This window comes from Novosphingobium sp. BL-52-GroH, from assembly GCF_044813085.1.
Classification (GTDB): Bacteria; Pseudomonadota; Alphaproteobacteria; order Sphingomonadales; family Sphingomonadaceae; genus Novosphingobium.
Window position 1 is genome coordinate 3,406,649 of sequence record NZ_CP171152.1, and the last position, 21,245, is coordinate 3,427,893.

Here is a 21,245-nt window from a genome sequence, read left to right on the forward strand (position 1 = left end):
GGCGTTCAGCAAAGCGCTGGCTATAGACCCACCCATGTTCGAACGATCGCGCCTGAAGACCGCCCTCCTTGTCGCTGCCACCGGCGCCATCGTATTGACCGCCGGCTGCGGAGGGCGCGGGGGCAAGAACCGTGACACCGCCTACGTCGCGCGCGACGTCGACACGCTCTATGCCGCCGCCCAGCAGCGCCTGGAGACCGGCCGCACCAAGCAGGCCGCGGCGCTGTTCGACGAGGTCGAGCGCCAGCACCCCTATTCGCCCTGGGCCCGCCGCGCCCAGTTGATGAGCGCGTTCAGCTACTACGCCGCGCGGGACTACAACAAGGCGATCCAGTCGGCGCAGCGCTTCCTGTCCATCCACCCGGGCAACAAGGACGCACCTTACGCGTACTACCTGATCTCGATCTGCTACTACGAGCAGATCAGCGACGTGACGCGCGACCAGAAGACCACCGAGCAGGCCAAGCAGGCGCTGACCGACGTGATGCGCCGCTATCCCGGTACGTCCTATGCCTCGGATGCCAAGCTGAAGATCGACCTCGTGAACGATCACCTCGCCGGCAAGGAAATGACCATCGGCCGCTCCTACGAGCGCGGCGGCAAGTGGCTGGCGGCGACGCTGCGCTTCCGCAACGTGGTCGACAACTTCCAGACCACCAGCCACACCCCAGAGGCGCTGTTCCGCCTCGTCGAGGGCTATCTTTCGCTGGGCGTGCCGGAAGAGGCCCAGAAGGCCGCCGCGGTGCTCGAGCGCAACTATCCCGGCAGCGACTGGTATCAGCGCGCCTACAAGCTGATGAACAAGCACGCGCCGGAAAACGTCGCGGCCTGAGATCGCTTATCCTCCCTGTCGCCAAGCGACGGGGAGAGGGCCGCCCGCGCTGCGGGTGGCGGAGGGGTGAGAAGAAGGCCCGTCTGTCGGCGACTGCGTCGCTGCAACCTCCCCATCGCTCGGCGACAGGGAGGATCGGGCATGGCCATCGGCCCGTTGGTGACCACCAGCACCCGTGACCCCCGCGCAGGCGGGGAACCTGCTTTTTCCTTCGGCCTTACACAAGACACCGGGATTCCCGCCTTCGCGGGCGCGACGTCTGCATTCGCGTCGCCTGCAAGCGATCCCGTCCTCGGCCACGGCACCAACCCGCACGGTAGAGTTTCCCTTTAGCGCCTGATAGCCAAAGTCTATTGTCCACCAAAATAGTTGAGATTAGAGATGCTCAACAGAGGCTGAACGGCCAGGAGGAAATTGATTTGGGGGATGCGCGGCCGGTTCGGCTGCGGTTTTTTCCCGCCTTCCGAAACCGATCCCGCGTCCTTTCCCTTCGTCGACGAAGCGGTGGGCGCGCGCCTCGAGTGATACCTGACGGTCCTGTGAGGGGGCAGGCCGCCCGGGTGCATGCCGGCAAGCCCGGATGCGTTCAATTCCCTGACAAAGGATTTGAAACTGATGCAATCGTTCGTCCGCAGCACTCTTCTTGCCACTACCGTGCTGGCGTCCGCCGCGATGGGCCTTACGTCGGCTCATGCCGAGGACGCCGCGGCCCGTGACGTTCCGGCGGTGGCCGCCGAAGAAGAGGACCAGGGCAAGACCTCGGTCGGAACCGGCGCACGCGATCGTGGCGACGACATTCTCGTCACCGCGCGCCGCCGCAACGAATCGAGCCAGGAAGTCCCGCTGGCGATCTCGGTCGTGGGTGGTGACCACATCGACTCGACCGGTTCTTTCAACGTCGGCCGCCTGCAGCAGCTGACGCCGACGCTGCAGTATTATTCGTCGAATCCGCGCAACACCGCCGTCAACATCCGCGGCCTGGGCGTTCCGTTCGGCCTGACCAATGACGGCATCGAGCAGGGCGTGGGCATCTACGTCGACGACGTCTACAACTCGCGCGTCGCCTCGGCGACGTTCGATTTCCTCGACGTGGCGCAAGTCGAAGTGCTGCGCGGCCCCCAGGGCACGCTCTATGGCAAGAACACCACCGCCGGGGCGATCAACATCACCACCAACCAGCCCACCTTCGACTTCGAGGGCAAGGCCGAGGTCTCGATCGGCAACTACAACTTCAAGCAGGCCAAGGCGGCGATCTCGGGTCCGCTGTCGGAAACGCTGGCGGCACGCATCGCGGTCTCGTCCACCAGCCGCCGCGGCACGATCTACAACGTCGTCACCCAGCAGCACATCCAGAGCCAGGACAACCTGGGCATTCGCGGCCAGTTGCTGTGGAAGCCGACCGACACCATCGACGTCACGCTCGCCGGCGACTTCAGCGCGCAGGACGCCAATTGCTGCGGTTCGGTCTACGTGCGCACCGGCGCGACCCAGCGCGCGCTCAACCGCCAGTTCGAAGCGCTCGCCGCTGCGCAGGGCTACGAGCCGGCCAGCCGCAACCCCTTCGATCGCCTGACCGACCTCGACACCCCGCTCAAGGCCAAGAACAAGATCGGCGGCGCTTCGGTGCGCGTGAAGTGGGAACTGGGCGAGGGCACGCTGACCTCGATCACCGCCTGGCGCTTCTGGGACTGGGATCCGTCGAACGACCGCGACTTCACCGGCCTGCCGATCGTCAGCAAGTCGCAGAACCCGTCGCAGCAGGACCAGTATACCCAGGAACTGCGCTACAACTACAGCAGCGACAAGATCGACTTCGTCGTCGGCGCCTTCGGCTTCTACCAGCGCATCGATACGCAGGGCACCGAGCAGCACGGCAGCGCGTCCAGCCGCTGGAACATCAATCCCGGCACCAACGCCCAGGTCCCGCCGGGTTCCTCGGGTTGCGCCAGCACCTCGCTGGCCTGCACGCCTTCGGTACTGGACGGCCTGGTCGCCTACAACACGCAGTATCTCAAGAACACCAGCGCCGCGCTGTTCGGCCAGCTGAGCTGGCACGTCACGCCGGAACTGACGCTGCAGCCGGGCGTGCGCGTGAACTACGACAAGAAGGACGGTTTCTACCAGCGCCGGGTCTTCGACGGTGCCGGTAACGAGATCCTCGTCACCGGGCCGAGTTCGCCGATCAAGACCGCGCAGCTCGCGATCTTCACGCCGCAGGAAATCTCCCCCAGGTTCAGCGACTGGAACTTCAGCTACGACTTCACGGCCAGCTACAAGGTCGCGACGGACGTGCTGGTCTACGCGACTTATGCCAAGAGCTTCAAGTCGGGCGGCATCAACCAGAACGGCGTGCCGGTGGATGCCAGCAACAACCCGATCCTCGCCTCGGCGACCGTGAAGCCCGAAGGCGTCAACCACTACGAGGCGGGCATCAAGACCCAGTTCTGGGACCGCCGCGCGACCTTCAACCTCTCGATCTTCCGCACCGACATCAAGAACTACCAGGCCAACGTCAACAACGGCCAGTTCGGCGTGCTGCGCGGCTATCTGGCCAATGCCGGGGCGGTGCGTTCGCAGGGCGTCGAGGCCGACTTCTCGGTGCGCCCGAGCGAGCGTTTCAACGCCTACGTCAACGGCGCCTACACCGATGCGACTTATCGCAAGTTCGTCGACGCGCCGTGCCCGCCCGAGCTTTCGGGCGGCACCACCGTCACCGCCGGCCAGACCCCGGCCGCCGCAGGGACGCCCGGCCTGAGCCCGGCCAACTGCGACATCTCGGGCCAGCGCCTGCCCGGCGTCTCGAAGTTCTCCTTCTCGTTCGGCGCCGAGGCCAATGCCCCGGTCACGCTGCTGGGCAAGGAAGGCGAGGCCTACATCGGCTACGACGGCAGCGTGCGCTCGAACTTCTCGTCCAACCCCAGCCCCTCGGCCTATACCTGGGTGAAGGGATACGATCTGCACAACTTCCGCGCCGGCTTCCGCACCGAGGCCGGGTTCGACGTCTACGGATGGGTGCGCAATGCCTTCAACCAGAACTACTTCGAGCAGCTCTTCGTCGGTCCGGGCAACACCGGCCTGATCGCCGGCCTGCCCGGCGATCCGCGAACCTGGGGCTTCACCATCAAGTCCAACTTCTGATCGCTGGCTGCGGTGTGATCTGCCTAGTCGATTAAATCGATTGCAGTATGAAGCTTAAGTAATTTCTCTTAGGCTTAATGCGGAGGTAATCATCCTCGCACGGACACGGTGGGAATCGTCGAAGCGGCGGTCGGGCCAACAGCCCGGCCGCCGCTTCCGTCCGGGGGTGGAGATGCTTTCCTTATGGACATGAATCACGATTTTCGACCCGATCCCGATTTCCGGATCGAGCACATACCCACCGGGGCCTGGCTGCCGGAGGCCTATGCCATCGGCGGCATCTTCCTGGCGCTCTGGCTGGTGCTGGTGCGGCATGTCGCGCAAGGCGGCGTGTCCTGGTAGAGGGCGGCAGGTAAAGGCTGGCGTCCGACGCGCGAAGCGGGGTGACGGACGGTTCGCCATCCGCTAGAACGCTTCGCGAACATGCTGAGCCGGCTTTCCATTCGCAACATCGTCCTGATCGAGGCCCTCGATCTGGATTTCGCACGCGGCCTGGGCGTCCTGACGGGCGAGACGGGCGCGGGCAAGTCGATCCTGCTCGACGCGCTGGGTCTCGTGCTCGGCAACCGCGCGGACAGCGGCCTCGTCCGCGCGGGCGAGGCGAGGGCGGGCGTTACCGCCAGCTTCGATTTCGCCGCGCTGCCGGCGCAAGTGCTGTCGGTGATCGACGAGGCGGGGCTCGAACTGGAGCCGGGCGAGCCGTTGATCCTCAAGCGCCAGCTCAAGGCCGACGGCGGCTCCAAGGCCTTCCTCAACGACCAGCCGGTGGGTGTCGCCCTGCTGCGCGAGATCGCGCCGGCGCTCGTCGAGATCCATGGCCAGCACGACGATCGCGGCCTCGTCAACGCCCGCGGCCACCGCGCCCTGCTCGACCGCTTCGCCGGCGGCGAGGTTGCGGGCGTGGAAGCGGCCTGGAAGGCCTGGCGCACGGCGCAGGAGGCGCTCGACCTCGCGCGGCGGCAGGTCGAGCGTGCGTCCGAGGATCAGGATCTGCTGCTCGCGCATCTCGCCGAACTGACGATGCTCGCGCCCGAGGCCGGCGAGGAGGACGAACTCGCTTCCGCCCGCGCCCAGATGCAGAAGGGCGAGAAGCTGGCCGACGACCTTTCGGCGCTGCAGCACTTGTGGTCCGGCTCCGATTCGGCGTTGGCCCGGTTCCGCAGCGCCTCGCGCCGGCTCGACCACATCGCCGGCGAGCACGAACTCCTGGCCGAAGCTGCCGCTGCGCTCGACCGCGCGGTGATCGAGGCGAGCGAGGCCGAGGATGCGCTGGGCCGCGCCGCCGACGCGCTCGCTTTCGATCCGGCGGAGCTGGACCGCATCGAGACGCGCCTGTTCGAACTGCGCGCCGCCGGCCGCAAGCATTCGTGCCAGGTCGAGGACCTGCCTGCGAAAATGGCCGAGATGCGCGCCGCGCTCGACGCGATCGAGGGGGGCAACGAACATATCGCCGCGCTGGAGCAGGCCGCGCAGAAGGCAGCGCTGGCCTACCGCGACAAGGCCGGCGCGCTGCACGACCTGCGCCGTGCCGCTGCCCGGCGCCTCGACGTGGCGGTGGCGGCCGAACTGGCACCGCTCAAGCTCGATGCGGCGCGCTTCCAGACCTCGGTGGTACGCCAGGTCGAGGAGCGCTGGGGCGCGCATGGCATGGATGCGGTGGAATTCCTCATCAGCACCAACCCCGGCGCCGACTTCGCGCCGCTCGCCAAGATCGCCAGCGGCGGCGAACTGTCGCGTTTCATCCTCGCCCTGAAAGTCGCGCTGGCGGAGGAAGGCGGCGCGGCAACGGTGATCTTCGACGAGATCGACCGCGGCGTCGGCGGCGCCGTGGCCGACGCGATCGGCGAACGCCTCGCGCGGCTCGCGTCGGACGGGCAACTGCTCGCCGTCACCCACTCCCCCCAGGTCGCGGCGCGGGGCGACCGGCACTACATGATCGCCAAGTCGAGCCAGGGCACCGTCACGCGCACCTCGGTCACCCCGCTCAGCGCCGCCGAGCGCAAGGAAGAGATCGCCCGCATGCTCTCCGGCGCGGAAGTGACGGACGAGGCGCGGGCGCAGGCGGACAGGCTGCTGGTGCGGGTTTGAGCGCGGTCGGGAAGCACTGCTGCCCGACCGCTCCTCCGAAGACGAGCCTATCCGCCGCGCCGGACAAAAAGCCCTCTCCTCTTCGCGGGAAGGGGTTGGGGGTGGTGGAGCCACACGCAGTTGTTGCATAGCTCCGAGCATGACTGCCGATTCCCCCAACGAAGCCGAAGCCGCCAACGAGCTGATGCGCCTGGCGCGCCAGATCAACCGTGCCAACCGCAAGTACCACGCCGAGGACGCGCCCGACATTTCCGACGCCGAGTACGATGCGCTCGTGCGCCGCAATGCCGAGCTGGAAGGCGCGTTCCCGCATCTGGTGCGGCCCGACAGCCCGAGCAACAAGGTCGGCCACGAGGTCGCCGCCTCGCCGCTGGGCAAAGTGCCGCACGAGGTTCGCATGATGAGCCTCGACAACGCCTTCACCGACGAGGAAGTGGCCGAGTTCGTCACGCGGGTCCGCCGCTTCCTCTCGCTCCCGGCGGAGGAGCCGGTCCTGCTCACGGCCGAGGACAAGATCGACGGCCTGTCCTGTTCGCTGCGCTACGAGAAGGGCAAGCTGGTGCGCGCAGCCACGCGCGGGGACGGGCAGGTGGGCGAGGACGTCACCGCCAACGTCGCGCACATCGGGGACATCGTGCAGGAACTCCGCGGCGACGACGTCCCCGACGTGTTCGAGGTGCGCGGCGAGGTCTACATGGAGAAGGGCGCCTTCCTCGCGCTCAATGCGCAGTTGATGGACGAGGCGCGCGCCGCCGCCGAGGCGAAGGGCGAGGCGTTCGACGCCGCAGAGACCGGGGCCAAGGTCCGCCAGTTCGCCAACCCCCGCAACGCGGCCGCCGGATCGCTGCGCCAGAAGGACGCCTCGGTCACCGCGAAGCGTCCCTTGCGGTTCTGGGCCCACGGCTGGGGCGCGGCGAGCCACGTTCCGGGTGCCAGCCAGCACGAGGTCATCCGCCGCATCGAGGCGTGGGGCCTGCCGGTCTCTCCGCAGTTCCGCCTGTGCCATTCGCTCGACGAGATGCTTTCGGCCTATCGCGCCATCCGCGACGGTCGCGCTGCCTTGCCGTTCGAGATCGACGGCGTGGTCTACAAGGTCGACCGGCTCGACTGGCAGCAGCGCCTCGGCTTCGTCGCCAAGGCGCCGCGCTGGGGGCTGGCGCACAAGTTCCCTGCCGAGCGCGCCGAGACCGTGCTCGAATCGATCGACATCCAGGTCGGCCGCACTGGCAAGCTGACGCCGGTGGGGCGCTTGAAGCCAGTCCTGGTGGGCGGCGTCACGGTCACCAACGTCACGCTGCACAACCGTGACGAGATCGCGCGGCTGGGCGTCCGGCCCGGCGACCGGGTGGTGCTCCAGCGCGCGGGCGACGTGATCCCGCAGGTGGTCGACAACCTGACCCGCGAGGAGGAACGGCCCGCCTATGCCTTCCCCGACCACTGCCCGCAGTGCCAGTCCGAAGCCGTCGCGGCCGAAGGCGAAGTCGACGTGCGCTGCACCGGCGGGCTGATCTGCCCGGCCCAGCGCACCGAGCGGCTCAAGCACTTCGTGAGCCGTGCGGCGCTCGATATCGAGGGGCTGGGCGAGAAGACCATCGACGAGTTCTTCGCCAAGGGCTGGCTGGAAAGCCCGGCCGACATCTTCCGCCTGCGCAAGCGCCGCGAGGACATTCTCGCGCTCGACGGGTGGAAGGAGAAGTCTGTGGACAACCTGTTGACAGCGGTGGAAAACAAGCGCCGGCCCGATGCCGCGCGGCTGCTGTTCGGGCTCGGCATCCGCCACGTCGGCGCCGTGACCGCGCGCGACCTGCTCAAGCGCTTCGCCACCTTGCCGGAGTTGCGCGCGCTGGCCGAGCAGGCCCAGGTCAAGCAGGGCGAGGAGGCGGTGGTCGCGGCGAGCGAGGCCTATTCCGAACTGATCTCGATCGACGGGGTCGGTCCGGTGGTGGTCGAGGCGCTGGGAGACTTTTTCCACGAGGACCACAACCGCGCGGTCTGGGACGACCTCCTGAGCGAGGTCTCGCCGCCGCCTTACGTCGTGGAGACCAGGGACAGCGCCGTGGCCGGCAAAACCGTGGTGTTCACCGGCAAGCTGGAGACGATGAGCCGCGACGAGGCGAAGGCACAGGCCGAACGGCTGGGGGCGAAGGCGGCCGGCTCGGTCTCGGCCAAGACCGACCTGATCGTCGCGGGGCCGGGCGCCGGCTCGAAACTGAAGAAGGCGGCCGAACTCGGCATCGAGGTGATCGACGAGGCGCAGTGGGCGCAGATCGTCAAGGACGCGGGCTAGGCCATTTCGTCGTCCCGGACCCGATCCGGGACCGCGGGTCGCGCGGCGCGACCTCGATCCTGCGAGCGCAGCGAAGCAAGCCCAGGGCTATTTGCGAGGCTCTGGGCTGCTTTGCTATGCTGGCGATGCGACGGTGTTCCGTCAGCTGTACTTGCCCTTGCGCTCGTGGGCCTGGCGATAGTGCTGCACCCGGGTCGCACGCAGGCCTGCCATGCCTTCGCGCTCCACCGAGCGTTGCCAGGACGCCAGTTCCTCGAGCGTGAGGTCGTAGCGCTCGCAGGCCTCGGCGATCGTCAGCAGTCCGCCGTTGACTGCTGCAACCACCTCCGCCTTGCGCCGCACGACCCAACGAGAGGTGTTGGCCGGCGGCAAAGTGTCCCGGCTCAACGGCTCGCCTAGCGGGCCGGTGATGACCTTGGGACGGGATTCTGTATCAATCATGGTTGGCCTCTCGGATGTCTGGCTGCCAACCCCCTGTTGAGTTCGGATTCTTCGCTAAAACCGTTAATTTGAAACCACTGAAAATAGTTAACCGACGTTTACGTATTTACATCTAAGGCGTTGGAGAAACTGCACAAAATTTCTGCGTAAAAGTTGCCACCGCGTTTACACATGCTTCACCTGCGTTAATTATCCTGGGCAATGGAACTATTAACGCAATCGGATGAGGTAGGAGTGGCGATCCGGCGCAAGCATTCAGCCTATGCATCGGCGGTGGCCCGGCACATTTCCTCGGAGGGGTGCCAGTTCGTCGTCGAACAGGAAGACATTGCCGAAGGGCAGCGATTCAGCTTCGCCGTCGACGGTCACCCGCCGATTCGCGGGACCGTGCGCTGGGTGGTGAGCGACCGCATCGGCTTTGCCTTCGACGGTCCGATCTCGCGCGAGGCGCAGCGGGCGATGCAGGTGCGCTGCCGGGTCGTGCAGGGCCTGGACTTGTACTTGTCCTGAGGAGGAACGGCGGGAGGAGGAACGGCGGGCGCGGCCGCGGTCGCGGCTACTTTCGCCGCTTGCGCAACCACAGGATCGACCAGTCCCCGTTGACGAGGCGTGCCGCGAGGCGCAGGCCCGCCTTGCGGCAGGCCGCGCGCACCGCGGCTTCCTGGGTTTCCAGCAGGCCCGCCAGCAGCAGGTGGCCGCCGGGCACGAGCGCCTTGCCGAAGTCGGGCGCCAGCGACACCAGCGGTCCGGCCAAGATGTTGGCGAGGATGAGGTCGTAGGGGCCGCGCGCCTCCAGCACCGGATGTTCCATGCCGTCGGCCACGGTCATGACCAACTGGCCGCGCCCCGCGCCCATCGCCACGCCGTTGGCCTGCGCGTTGTCGTCGACGACCCCCACGCACACCGCGTCGATGTCGCTCGCGGTGGCCAGCGCGCGCGGCCACAGCTTCAGCGCCGCGAAGGCGAGCAGGCCGGTGCCGGTGCCGATGTCGGCGCAGTTGCGGATCACCAGCCCCTGTGCCTTCATGTGCGTCAGCATGGCGAGGCATCCGGCGGTCGTCGCGTGCTGGCCGGTGCCGAAGGCCTGGCTGGCGGGGATCGCGAAGTCGAACACGCCCGCCTCGTCGATCGCCTGGTGATCGGGGGTGTGGACGTGGAAGCGGCCGGCGCGGATCGGCTCGAGCCCATCCTGGCTGGCGACCAGCCAGTCGGTGTCGGGCAGTTTCTCTACGGTCAGTTCGGGGGCACCATCCGCGAACAGGGCGGCGATGGCTGCCTTGTCGGCGCGGGTGGGCTTGTGGTCGAGCCAGGCTTCGAGCTGCCAGTCCTCGGGCTGGTCCTCGGCGACCTCGCGGCCGGACAGGACGATCTGCGGGTCCCAGTCCCAGGCGTCCTCGTGGGCGACCAGAGCGCCTTCGATGACGGGGCGCGGGGCGAAGGCGGTGACTTTCCAGCTCACTTGCGGGCCTCCTTGGCGAGGCGATCGGCAAAGCGCGCCTGCGCGGCATCGACATAGGCGCGGCAGGCCGCCGCATCGACGAGCGGCTTGGTGTCGGCGAACCGCTCCATCATCGCGCTCTGGGAGGGGTGCGGGGTGAGCAGGATGTCGCAGGGCAGGGCGGCGACCAGCGGCAGAGCGGCGCGCACGGCCGCGATGCGGTCCGGGTGGTCGGTGAAGCGATAGCCCTCGCTCGAAATCGTCGAGGTGCTGTCGGCATAGGCGACCATCCGGCATGTGAAGGTGGCGGTGCACGATTGCCAGGTCCAGCTGGTCGAGCCGGGCGCGTGCACCGGCGTCGCGTGCGCGGTGACGACGAGCTTGCCGACCACCAAGTCGTCGCCATCGGCGAGCACGCGATCGACCTTCACCGGCGCGATCGGGTCGAGTCCCGCGGCCTGGGGGTCCTCGCTCGAGGGTTTTCCGCTTTCCAGGGCGGCTTTCTGGACGGGCAACGCCGCGACTTTCGCGCCAGTAGCCCGCTGCAATGCGGCAAGGGCACCGACATGGTCGAAATGCTCGTGGCTGGCGACGATCCAGCGCACGTCGCGGGGGTCGAAACCGGCGCGACGGATGTTGGCCAGCACCAGCGGAGCGGCCTTGGCGACGCCGGCGTCGACCAGAACGTGGCCCTTGTCCCCGGTGACGAGGATCGCCGAGATGCCGCAAGTGCCGACATACCAGGTATTCGCGAATATCCGCGCGGGCGGGGCCGGGTCGGCCCAGCCATCCTTGCCGGCGCAGGCGGCGGCGAGCCGGGCGGGAGTGTCCTGCATTTTCGCCGGCGCGGCGCTCGCCGAAACGGGGAGGGCCGAAACGGGGAGGAGGGCCAGTACGGCGGCCGGCGCTATGGCCTTGATGATGCGACTCATGCGCGCTGCTTTAGGCGCCACCTAGGCGATAGACCAGTATCGGTGCGCGCGATGCACCCTCGGAACTTGCACCATGGCACATTTTGTCTAAGGGGCATGGTCGAGGGCGGCGTTGTTGCGCTGCCGCAGGCAAGGGATTCGTGAGAGCCATGGCAAACGCCGGGACCAAAAACCGTCCGCTTTCGCCGCACCTCCAGATCTGGAAGTGGGGCCCGCACATGTTCGTGTCGATCCTGCACCGCGTCACCGGCGACGGCATGGCCTTCGCCGGCCTCGGCGTGCTGCTGTGGTGGCTCGGCGCACTCGCTGGAGGACCAGGGTCCTACGCGACCTTCCAGTGGGCGATGACCACGCCGATCGGCTACCTCGTGCTGGTGGGCATTTCCTGGGCTTTCTTCAGCCACATGTGCAGCGGCCTGCGCCACTTCGTCCTCGACGTGGGCGCCGGGTTCGAACTGGACGCCAACCGCCTCTGGTCGATCGTCTCGCCGATCCTGGGCGTCGTGCTCACCGCCGCCTTCTGGGCGCTCCTGCTGCTTCGCTGAGGGAACGGAAACATGGGTAACGGAACTTCCATCGGCCGCGTGCGCGGCCTCGGCGCTGCCAGGGGCGGCGTCGTCCACCACTGGCTGCTGCAGCGCTTCACCGCCATAGGCAACCTGCTGACCGTCCTGTTCCTGGTCGTCTCGCTGGTGCTGCTGCCGGACTACAACTACGCCACCGTGGTCGAGTGGATCTCGCGGCCGGTGCCGGCGACGATCATGGCCCTGCTGGTGATCACCACCTTCTGGCACGCGCGTCTTGGCCTGCAGGTTCTGGTCGAGGACTACGTCCACGAGCACGCCAACAAGTTCGCCTGCATCGCCGCGCTGAACCTCGTCGCTTTCGCGGGGGCCGCCTTCGGCGTCTTCTGCGTCGTCCGCCTCGCGCTCGGAGCCCACGCCTGATGTCCGCCCCTGCCTACAAGATCATCGACCACCTCTACGACACCGTCGTCGTCGGCGCCGGCGGCTCGGGCCTGCGCGCCACGATGGGTTCGGCCGAGGCCGGCCTCAAGACCGCGTGCATCACCAAGGTCTTCCCCACCCGTTCGCACACCGTTGCGGCGCAGGGCGGCATCGCCGCCTCGCTGCAGAACAACTCGCCGGACCACTGGACCTGGCACATGTTCGACACCGTCAAGGGGTCGGACTGGCTGGGTGACCAGGACGCCATCGAATACATGGTGCGCGAAGCCCCGCAGGCGGTCTACGAGCTGGAGCACGCCGGCGTGCCGTTCAGCCGCAACCCCGATGGCACGATCTACCAGCGCCCGTTCGGCGGCCACATGCAGAACATGGGTGAAGGCCCGCCGGTCCAGCGCACCTGCGCCGCGGCCGACCGTACCGGCCACGCCATGCTGCACGCGCTGTACCAGCAGTCGCTGAAGTACCAGTCGGACTTCTTCATCGAATACTTCGCGATCGATCTCATCATGGAGAACGGCGTCTGCCGCGGCGTCATCGCGCTGTGCATGGACGACGGCACGATCCATCGCTTCCGCTCGCAGGCCGTCGTGCTCGCGACCGGCGGCTATGGTCGCTCGTACTTCACTGCGACCTCGGCCCATACCTGCACCGGCGACGGCGGCGGCATGGTGCTGCGCGCGGGCCTGCCGCTGCAGGACATGGAATTCGTGCAGTTCCACCCGACCGGCATCTACGGCGCCGGCGTCCTCATCACCGAGGGTGCGCGCGGCGAGGGCGGCTACCTCACCAACTCCGAGGGCGAGCGCTTCATGGAGCGTTACGCGCCTTCCGCGAAGGACCTTGCCAGCCGCGACGTCGTCTCGCGCTCGATGGCACTGGAAATCCGCGAAGGCCGCGGCGTCGGCCCGCACAAGGACCACATCTACCTGCACCTCGATCACATCGATCCCAAGGTGCTGGGCGAGCGTCTTCCGGGCATCACCGAAAGCGGCAAGATCTTCGCCGGCGTCGACCTGACCCGCCAGCCGCTGCCCGTGGTTCCCACCGTCCACTACAACATGGGCGGCATTCCCACGAACTACCACGGCGAGGTCATGACGATCGGCGCCGACGGCAACCCCGAAACGGTCGTCCCCGGCCTGTTCGCAGTGGGTGAGGCGGCTTGCGTCTCGGTCCACGGCGCCAACCGCCTCGGTTCGAACTCGCTGATCGACCTCGTGGTCTTCGGCCGCGCCACCGGTCATCGCCTCAAGGAAATCGTCAAGGCGGGCGCCGCCCAGGCGGAACTGCCCAAGGACTCGGCCGACCTGTCGCTCACGCGCCTCGACCATTTCCGCAACGCCAAGGGCGGCACGCCCACGGCGGAGATCCGCACCGAGATGCAGCGCACCATGTCGCTGCACGCGGCGGTGTTCCGCACCGACGAACTGATGGTCGAGGGCAAGGAAAAGCTCGCCGCGACTTACGAGAAGTTCCAGGACGTGAACGTCACCGACCGCGGGCTGATCTGGAACTCCGACCTCGTCGAGACGATGGAACTGGACAACCTGATCTCGCAGGCGACCGTCACGCTGCACGGCGCGCAGAACCGCAAGGAAAGCCGCGGCGCCCACGCGCACGAGGACTTCCCGAACCGCGACGACGTGAACTGGATGAAGCACACCGCGGCCTGGTTCAACGGCTGGGGCGGCAAGGGCGGCGAAGTCCGCATCGACTATCGCCCGGTCCACGAGTTCACGCTCACCGACGACATTTCGTACATCAAGCCCAAGGCCCGCGTGTACTGATCTTCGGCTGAAGCCGGAAACGAGAGGAGGGCGGCGCACCGGCAAGGGTGCGCCGCCCTTTTTTCATGCTTGGCCGAGGCGGTTGCTCTGGCCCGGAGACTTCCGGCGCAGTCGGTGGTGGACGGGTGGGCAGCGCCAGGAGAATACTCTCTGCCAGCCGCTACGCGCCCGCCACCTCCCCATGGCAGCGCCGCAGGGAGGATTTGGCGCAACCCGCCGCCATCCCGTGCATTCCTGTCGGCAAGATCGCCACAAGGACCTTGCCGATGGAGCCCACCCGCCTCGACCCCCTTCTCGAACCCCATGTCGAGAGCGACCCGCTCGTCCGCTCGATGAACCGTGCACCCGGCAATCCCTGGAAGTGGGTGCTGGGCTACGGGGTACTGCTGCTGGTCGTCGCGCTCATCGTGCTGGTGAACCCGATCGTCGCCGGCGTCGCCACCGGCCTGATCCTGGGCGTGGTACTCGTCGTCTACGGGGCCGCGGCCGTTGCCGCCGGCTGGACGAGCTTGTCCACTCGCGCGCGCTGGACCGAAATCCTGCTTGGCGTCCTCGCGCTTCTCGCGGGGATTTTCGCCATTCTCGATCCGGTCGCGGGCGCGCTGTCGCTGGTCTGGGCGATCGGGGTGTGGCTGGTGATCGCCGGCGGCTTCCAGATTGCCTTCGCGCTCAAGGCGCGCCACGACAAGGGCTGGCGCCTGTTCCTGGGCGTGCTCGACGTGGTGCTCGGCCTGATCCTGCTGTTCGCGGGGCCGGTTGCGGGCCTTGCGTTCCTGGCGCTGGTCGTCGCGGTCAGCCTGACCGTGCGCGGCGTGTTCCTGATCCTGCTCGGCCTTGCGCTGAAGAAGGACGAACCGGCCTGAGACGTCCGACATTCATCCACCGTTCATGTTTACAGACGTAGTCGATTACGTATGTAAACGATGGAGGGAAGAGTGTCGGAACCTGCCGAACAGCCCGAGAGGATCGCGCCGGAAATCTCCGGGGCCGAGCATGCCGTGATGGAAGCGCTGTGGCAACGCAGCCCGCTCACTGCCCAGGAGGTGTGCGAGCAGGTCTGCGGCCCGCGCGGCTGGACCCTCGCCACGGTGAAGACGCTGCTGTCGCGCCTCGTCGTCAAGCAGGCGGTCGACACCGAGCCGGACGGCAAGCGCTTCCTCTATTCTCCCCGCATGGAACGGTCCGACTACGTCGGCACCGAAAGCCGCCGCCTGGTCGACCGCCTGTTCGGCGGGCGCGCGGCGCCGCTCTTTGCGCATCTTGCGCAGAGCGAGGCCTTGACCGAAGACGACATCGTCGAGATCGAAGCCCTGCTGAGGGAGCTAAAGTCATGATCGAATGGCTGACCGACACGCTTCTGGCGACCGGCGCGCTGATGGCGCTGGCGCTTGTCCTGCGCCGGCCGGTGGCGCGCTGGTTCGGGCCGGGCGCCGCCTACGCGCTCTGGGCCCTGCCGATGATCCGCCTCGTCCTGCCCCCGCTGGCTCTGCCGCGCGGGCTGCTGCCGCGGTTCGAGTTCGGGGTCGAGCACGTCACTGCTGCGGCTGCCGGTACGCAAGGCGCGCTTCCCGTCGACGCCGTGGCGTCCACGGCGCCGGTCGCGGCGATGCCCGTGGCTGAGTTGGCGGCCGTCGCGCCGGTCGAACCGGGCCTGCTGGCGCAAGTTCCCTGGGGAACGGTGGCGCTGTGCGTGTGGCTGGGCGGCGCGATGCTGTTCCTCGCCTGGCGCACCGTCACGTATCGCTGGATGCGGCGCGACCTGCTGGCAGGCGCACGGCTCGTCGCCCGGTCCGGCGCCGTGCGCATCGTCGAGACCCCGGCGATCACCGCTCCGCTGGCCTTTGGCGTGACCGACAAGGTCGTGGCGCTGCCGATGGGCTTTCTCGCGGAGGCCGATTCGGAAACCTCCGACTTCGCGATCGCGCACGAGATGGAACACCACGCCGGTGGCGACCTGCTGGCGCTGATCGCGATGCAGCCGCTTTTCGCGCTGCACTGGTTCAACCCGATCGGCTGGGCCGCCTGGCGCGCCGTGCGCGGGGACCAGGAAGCGGCCTGCGATTCGCGCGTCATGGCCGGCCGCAGCCGCGCCGAACGGGCCAGCTACGGTCGCCTGATCGCCTCGCTGGCCGGCGGTACGCGCCTTGGCCTCGCGGCGCCCATGGCGGGGCCGCTGTCGGGAGAGAAGCCGATCATCCACCGGCTCAAGGCGCTCACCCGCAAGGACGTGACGCCGGCGCGCCGGGTCCTCGCACGCAGCCTGTTCGCCCTTGCGATCGTCGCCGTGCCCGCCACTGCCACGGTCAGCTATGCCGCCATGGACGAGGCCGACGTGCCCCGGCCTCCGGCACCGCCCGCATTGCCCCCGGCCGTCCCGGCCGCGCCTGCATCGGCCACGGTCGAGCCGATCGCCGCCGCCGACCTTCCCGAACCGCCGGAAGCCCCGGAAGCGCCCGAGGCTCCCGCAGCGCCCGAGTGGGGCCAGGCCGCACGAGCCGTGCCTCCAGTCCCCCCGGTGCCGCCGGTCCCGCCCGTCGCACCCTCGCGGGTCATGATCGACCGGACGGTGGCCCTCGAAGCCGACGCCGCGCGTCGTTCAGCCGATGGCGAGCGCCGGGCCGCCCAAGCCCAGCGGCGCGCCGACGAAGCGCTCGCACGTGCCCCGAAGGTGGAGGAAACCGTCTCGGCCGACGGCAGGCGTCGCACCATCAGCATCGTGCGCCAGGACGGCAGCAGGAAGGTCGAGCGGCAGATGACCCTCGACGAGGACTGCCCGGCCGACAGCCGGCGCCACGAGGCGCGCAGCGAGGCGAACGGAACCCGCGCGAGCGTGGTCATCTGCACCGGCGAGCCCAAGGCGGCCCGGCAGGCAGCGGTGAACGCCATCAGGTCCGCCCGCGCCTCCGTCGCTGCCAACCGCGATCTCGACGCCCGGGTCCGGGCCGAGATCCTCGCCGATCTCGACCGCGAGATGGCCGATGCGCAGAAGGAAGCGCGCGGGAGCTGACGAGCGCGCCTGCCACATCGGTGATTTTGCTTATCCACTCGCGTCCGCTGTCCTCGCAATGACGAGGAGGGGGAGTGGCGCATAGGCCAGGCCTCGTGCATGGTGCGGCGACAACGAGGAGGATGCGCATGGATCAGGACACGCCGCGCCGCGAGCGGTCGCCGGGCATGAAGCTGCTGTTCGTCGGCCTTGTGGCCCTCGTGCTGATCGTGCCGCTGATGCTGGTCTATGCGCTCGTCTACGACCGCCAGGACCAGTCGCAGACCGCGCAGGCGGCGATCAATGCCGGTTGGGGCGGAGCACAGGTACTGTCCGGCCCGGTCGTCGTCGTGCCTTTCCGCACCACCCAGACGCAGAACGAGACGGTCGACGGCAAGCAGGTCAGCCGCGTGGTCGAGGTCGAGAAGCTGTTCTACATCTCCCCGGTCGAGAACCGCGTCACCACCCGGATCGACCCGCAGGAGCGGCGCAAGTCGATCTATCGTTCCGTCCTGTTCACCGCCCAGGTCAAGGGCGCGGCGGCCTTCGCGCTGCCGGCCGATCTCGAGCGCTTCGGCGTCACGCGCGAGCGGTTGATGTGGGACCGCGCCGAAGTGCGCGTCGGCACCTCGGACGCGCGCGGGCTGACCGCTGGCGGCGCCATCCGCGCCAATGGCCGCGCCCTCGAAGTCCAGCCCGGCAAGGGGCCGGCGGCCTCGGGCGGGCAGGGCTTCTTCGCGTTCCTGCCGTGGGACGGGCAGGGCCGGCTGCAGGTCGACTATGCGCTCGACGTGCGTGGCAGCGGCGGCATCAGCCTCGTGCCGCGTGGCGGTAAGACGCGCTGGGAGGTCACCTCGAAATGGCCCAATCCCAGTTTCTCAGGCTCTTTCCTGCCCGACAAGCCGCAGGTTTCCGACGCCGGCTTCGCGGCGAGCTACACCGTGGACAAGCTGGCGCTGGGCCAGCCGCCGGTCGCGATGGAAGACGTGGGCCTGCCTGTCGTCGCGCCAGGCGTAAAGTATACCTTTACCGAGCCTGCGATCCGTGCGGCTTCCGCCGACAATGCGGCAGCAGGCGGGGCCGACGAAGTGGTCGGCGCACCCGGCCATGCCGTCACCGTCGACCTGATCGAGCCGGTGAACCTCTATTCCAAGGTCGACCGCTCGGTGAAGTACGGCTTCCTGTTCATAGGGTTCACGTTCCTCGCCTTCCTGCTGTTCGACGTGGTCGGCGGTGCGCGGGTGGCTCCGGTGGAGTACCTGCTGACGGGCGCTGGCCTCGTGCTGTTCTTCGCGCTGCTGCTGGCCTTCGCCGAAGTGGTCGGCTTCACCGCGGCCTACCTGCTGGCCAGCGCGGCGGTGATCGGCCTGCTGACGGCCTACAGTGCGGCGGTGCTGAAAAGCTGGAAGCGGGCCCGGTTCATCGGTGCGCTGCTGGTGGGCCTCTACGCACTGCTCTTCGTGCTGCTGAACCTGGAGGCATGGTCGCTGCTGATCGGCTCGGTGCTGCTGTTCGTGGCACTGGCGGGAGTGATGTACGCGACGCGGTCGGTCGACTGGGGATCGGTCGGCAGGCCGAAGGAGGCGGGGGCTGTGTGACGGGGAGAAGCGGTTCGGGCGCCGCCCCGGGTTCGACCCGGGACTGCGTCAATCCCGGCCGTAGCGGACCTCGCCGTTCCAGCGGGCGAGGATGGTCTCCAGTTCCATCGGATCGAGCAGGTCGTCGAAGGCGCAGCCGACGAGGCCGTTGTCCCACCACACCGCCTTGGCCGAGACCGCTTCCTTGCCCGGCAGCGTCAGCCAGCACATAGTGCGTGGCGGGATGCGGGTCATTGCGGTGGCCGAGAAACCGGACAGCGAGAGGTCGCGCACGGCAGTCTGGAAGCCCTTGGAGCCGGACGGGCGCAACGATGCGGGAATCGAGATCCGCAGGCGGGGGGCGCTGCGGTCTTCCTGCGCGGCGGCTTCGTATCGTTCCTGCTGGGTGTGGACCATTGCCACCTCACATTGTTACGGCGCTGAAATGCACCGATTCGTCGCAATGTGTCCCAGCTTGGGGTTACCGTCGACTTACGCGGTTTGGTTAACGGTCTCGCGATGGCCGCTTGCAAAACCCTCGGCCAGCAGGGAAACGAGGCGTTCGGCGACGATTTCGGGCGGCTTCACCGAGGCGGGCGCCTCGCCCGGATAGGCCCGCGCGCGCATGGCGGTGCGCGTGGCGCCGGGGTTGACGATGGCGACGCGGATCTTCGAAACCTTGGCGGTTTCCTGGGCGTAGCAGTCCAGCAGCACCTCGAAGGCGGCCTTGGTCGCCCCGTAGGCGCCCCAGTAGGCACGCGGGGCCTGGGCGACCGTGGTGGTCATGCCGATGACCCGGGCGTCCGCGCTTTTCTTCAGCAGCGGATCGAAGTTCGCGATCAGCGCCTGGGTGGCCAGGACATTGGTGGTCAGTGCCTTGTTGAAGGCCTTCTGGTCGATGTCGGCGACGCTGGTCAGCTCGGGCAGGATCGCCGCGTTGACGACCATGATGTCGAGCTTGCCCCAGCGCTGCGACAGCGCGGTGGCGAGGCGGGCGATGCCGTCGGGCTCGACGAGGTCGACCGGCGCGATCGTCGCCGAGCCGCCGGCCTGGAAGATCGTGTCCTCGACCGCTTCCAGCGCCCTGGTGTCGCGCCCGGTGATGACGACGTGTGCGCCCCGGGCCGCCAGCGCGATCGCGGTGGCGGCGCCGATGCCTCGGCTGGAGCCGGTGACGAGCGCGACTTGTCCTTCGAATTGACCGCTCATGCGGCGTTGAGTTCCACCGGGAAGCGGTCGGAGAAGTCGGTCAGCTTGGTCGGGTATTCGCCCGAGAAGCAGGCGTCGCAGAACTGCGGGCACTTCTTCTCGCGCTTTTCCTCGCCGACGGCGCGGTAGAGGCCGTCGATCGAGACGAAGGCGAGGCTGTCGGCCTTGATGAAGTCGGCCATGGCTTCGGTGTCCATGGTCGCCGCGAGCAGCTTGGAGCGCTCGGGCGTGTCGACGCCGTAGAAGCACGAATGCTCGGTCGGCGGGCTGGCGATGCGCATGTGCACTTCGGCGGCACCCGCATCGCGCATCATCTCGACGATCTTCTTCGAGGTCGTGCCGCGCACGATCGAATCGTCGATGAGGATGATGCGCTTGCCTTCCACCACGGGGCGGTTGGCGTTGTGCTTGCGCTTCACGTCGGCATGGCGGGCGGCGTCGCCCGGCTGGATGAAGGTGCGCCCCACGTAGTGCGAACGGATGATGCCCAGCTCGAACGGAATGCCCGATTCCTGCGCGTAGCCGATCGCCGCCGGCACGCCGCTGTCGGGCACCGGGATGACCACGTCGGCATCGGCGAAGGCTTCCTTGGCCAGCTCCACGCCGATCTGCTTGCGCACGGAGTAGACCGACCGGCCGTCCATGATCGAATCGGGGCGCGAGAAGTAGACGTGCTCGAAGATGCAGGGGCGCGGGGCCGGGTCGCCGAAGGGGCGATGGCTGGAGATCGTGCCCTTGTGGTCGACCTGGACCAGTTCGCCCGGCTCGATCGAGCGGACGAACTCGGCGCCGATCACGTCGAAGGCGACGGTTTCCGAGGCGAAGACGGTGGCGTCGCCGATGCGGCCCATCACCAGCGGGCGGATGCCGAGAGGATCGCGGCAGGCAATCATGCCCTCGGCGGTCATGCAGATCAGCGAGTAGGCGCCTTCCACCATGCGCAGCGCGTCGACGAAGCGGTCGAGCAGCGTGGGGTAGCGGCTGGTGGCGACGAGGTGGATGATGACTTCGGTGTCGGAGGTCGACTGGAAGATCGACCCCTTCGAGACGAGGTCGTGCTTGAGCGTCATCGCATTGGAGATGTTGCCGTTGTGGGCGATCGAGAAGCCGCCCGCGGCAAGGTCGGCGAACAGCGGCTGCACGTTGCGCAGGCCCGAGCCGCCGGTGGTCGCATAGCGGACATGGCCCGAGGCCATGTTGCCGGGCAGGGTGTCCACTTCCTTCTGGCTGAACACCTGCGCGACGTGGCCGATGCCGCGGTGCGAATGGAATTCATTGCCCGAGAAGCTGGTGATTCCCACGGCCTCCTGGCCGCGATGCTGGAGGGAATGGAGTCCGGCCGCAGTGATCGCGGAGGCTTCCTTGGCACCGATAACGCCGAAAACACCGCACTCTTCGCGCAGTTTGTCCCCGTCGGCATCACGAAAGGGGTCAGTAAAGTTCATGGATTATGTCCAGCCCGCTGGCGCGTCAAAACGCTCGCGCATTTGGCTGCGATTGGCGCGAAAAGCAAGGGGGAAGGGAAGGGCTTGCGGCGAGACGGGGACGGTGGGCCATTTTAC

At 67.9% G+C, this 21,245-nt stretch carries 19 protein-coding genes; 13 read left to right on the plus strand and 6 right to left on the minus strand.

What is annotated here, in order from left to right; genetic code table 11:
- Positions 1-34: 34 nt before the first annotated feature.
- The 5 genes from ACFFDA_RS29005 to ligA all read left to right on the plus strand — a co-directional run bounded on the left by ACFFDA_RS29005 (position 35) and on the right by ligA (position 8,345).
- The gene (locus ACFFDA_RS29005) at positions 35-832 is read left to right on the plus strand and encodes an outer membrane protein assembly factor BamD (protein ID WP_404480699.1); all 798 of its coding nucleotides are present in this window, start codon (positions 35-37) and stop codon (positions 830-832) included.
- A 615-nt stretch (positions 833-1,447) separates the two neighbouring features.
- A complete protein-coding gene (locus ACFFDA_RS29010; protein ID WP_404480700.1) occupies positions 1,448-3,970 on the plus strand; it encodes a TonB-dependent receptor in 2,523 nt (840 codons plus the stop codon).
- Positions 3,971-4,153: 183 nt separating this feature from the next.
- Positions 4,154-4,312 (plus strand): hypothetical protein, encoded by a 159-nt coding sequence (locus ACFFDA_RS29015; protein WP_404480701.1) that lies wholly within the window; start codon positions 4,154-4,156, stop codon positions 4,310-4,312.
- An 81-nt stretch (positions 4,313-4,393) separates the two neighbouring features.
- Complete coding sequence (gene recN / locus ACFFDA_RS29020; RefSeq protein ID WP_404480702.1) at positions 4,394-6,058, plus strand: DNA repair protein RecN; 1,665 nt, start codon at positions 4,394-4,396, stop codon at positions 6,056-6,058.
- A 139-nt stretch (positions 6,059-6,197) separates the two neighbouring features.
- Positions 6,198-8,345 (plus strand): NAD-dependent DNA ligase LigA, encoded by a 2,148-nt coding sequence (gene ligA / locus ACFFDA_RS29025; RefSeq protein ID WP_404480703.1) that lies wholly within the window; start codon positions 6,198-6,200, stop codon positions 8,343-8,345.
- A 141-nt stretch (positions 8,346-8,486) separates the two neighbouring features.
- On the opposite strand, the gene ACFFDA_RS29030 is transcribed toward ligA, so the two are convergent.
- Positions 8,487-8,786, minus strand: coding sequence for a DUF1153 domain-containing protein (locus tag ACFFDA_RS29030; protein ID WP_404480704.1), 300 nt, complete (start codon positions 8,784-8,786; stop codon positions 8,487-8,489).
- Between the two features lie 234 nt (positions 8,787-9,020).
- Here ACFFDA_RS29030 and ACFFDA_RS29035 point away from each other — a divergent pair, with 234 nt between their 5' ends.
- Positions 9,021-9,296 carry a PilZ domain-containing protein gene (locus ACFFDA_RS29035; protein ID WP_404480706.1) on the plus strand — a complete coding sequence of 92 codons (276 nt, stop codon included), beginning with the start codon at positions 9,021-9,023 and terminating at the stop codon, positions 9,294-9,296.
- A gap of 46 nt (positions 9,297-9,342) precedes the next feature.
- Here the strand turns inward: ACFFDA_RS29035 and ACFFDA_RS29040 are convergent, their stop codons facing one another.
- Together ACFFDA_RS29040 and bla are read right to left on the minus strand one after the other, a co-directional pair.
- Positions 9,343-10,245, minus strand: coding sequence for a 50S ribosomal protein L11 methyltransferase (locus tag ACFFDA_RS29040; protein ID WP_404480707.1), 903 nt, complete (start codon positions 10,243-10,245; stop codon positions 9,343-9,345).
- Complete coding sequence (bla, locus tag ACFFDA_RS29045; protein ID WP_404480708.1) at positions 10,242-11,156, minus strand: subclass B3 metallo-beta-lactamase; 915 nt, start codon at positions 11,154-11,156, stop codon at positions 10,242-10,244. Before bla ends, ACFFDA_RS29040 begins: the two co-directional genes overlap by 4 nt.
- Before the next feature lie 149 nt (positions 11,157-11,305).
- Here bla and sdhC point away from each other — a divergent pair, with 149 nt between their 5' ends.
- From sdhC to creD, 7 genes are all read left to right on the plus strand, one after another.
- Entirely contained in the window at positions 11,306-11,701 is a 396-nt protein-coding gene (gene sdhC, locus ACFFDA_RS29050) for a succinate dehydrogenase, cytochrome b556 subunit (RefSeq protein ID WP_404480709.1), read from the plus strand.
- A gap of 12 nt (positions 11,702-11,713) precedes the next feature.
- Positions 11,714-12,103 (plus strand): succinate dehydrogenase, hydrophobic membrane anchor protein, encoded by a 390-nt coding sequence (gene sdhD / locus ACFFDA_RS29055; RefSeq protein WP_404480710.1) that lies wholly within the window; start codon positions 11,714-11,716, stop codon positions 12,101-12,103.
- Positions 12,103-13,911 (plus strand): succinate dehydrogenase flavoprotein subunit, encoded by a 1,809-nt coding sequence (gene sdhA / locus ACFFDA_RS29060; protein ID WP_404480711.1) that lies wholly within the window; start codon positions 12,103-12,105, stop codon positions 13,909-13,911. Before sdhD ends, sdhA begins: the two co-directional genes overlap by 1 nt.
- A gap of 266 nt (positions 13,912-14,177) precedes the next feature.
- Positions 14,178-14,774 carry an HdeD family acid-resistance protein gene (locus ACFFDA_RS29065; RefSeq protein WP_404480712.1) on the plus strand — a complete coding sequence of 199 codons (597 nt, stop codon included), beginning with the start codon at positions 14,178-14,180 and terminating at the stop codon, positions 14,772-14,774.
- Between the two features lie 60 nt (positions 14,775-14,834).
- The gene (locus ACFFDA_RS29070; protein WP_404480713.1) at positions 14,835-15,245 is read left to right on the plus strand and encodes a BlaI/MecI/CopY family transcriptional regulator; all 411 of its coding nucleotides are present in this window, start codon (positions 14,835-14,837) and stop codon (positions 15,243-15,245) included.
- Complete coding sequence (locus ACFFDA_RS29075) at positions 15,242-16,918, plus strand: M56 family metallopeptidase (protein ID WP_404480714.1); 1,677 nt, start codon at positions 15,242-15,244, stop codon at positions 16,916-16,918. Before ACFFDA_RS29070 ends, ACFFDA_RS29075 begins: the two co-directional genes overlap by 4 nt.
- 128 nt (positions 16,919-17,046) lie before the next feature.
- Positions 17,047-18,495, plus strand: a complete 1,449-nt coding sequence (gene creD / locus ACFFDA_RS29080) for a cell envelope integrity protein CreD (RefSeq protein WP_404480715.1) — start codon at positions 17,047-17,049, stop codon at positions 18,493-18,495.
- A 48-nt stretch (positions 18,496-18,543) separates the two neighbouring features.
- On the opposite strand, the gene ACFFDA_RS29085 is transcribed toward creD, so the two are convergent.
- The 3 genes from ACFFDA_RS29085 to purF form a co-directional block, all read right to left on the minus strand.
- Positions 18,544-18,891, minus strand: coding sequence for a PilZ domain-containing protein (locus ACFFDA_RS29085; protein ID WP_404480716.1), 348 nt, complete (start codon positions 18,889-18,891; stop codon positions 18,544-18,546).
- A 75-nt stretch (positions 18,892-18,966) separates the two neighbouring features.
- Positions 18,967-19,683: an SDR family NAD(P)-dependent oxidoreductase gene (locus tag ACFFDA_RS29090; protein WP_404480717.1), complete on the minus strand. Its 717-nt coding sequence runs from the start codon at positions 19,681-19,683 to the stop codon at positions 18,967-18,969.
- The gene (purF, locus tag ACFFDA_RS29095) at positions 19,680-21,128 is read right to left on the minus strand and encodes an amidophosphoribosyltransferase (RefSeq protein WP_404480718.1); all 1,449 of its coding nucleotides are present in this window, start codon (positions 21,126-21,128) and stop codon (positions 19,680-19,682) included. Before purF ends, ACFFDA_RS29090 begins: the two co-directional genes overlap by 4 nt.
- Between the last annotated feature and the right edge of the window lie 117 nt (positions 21,129-21,245).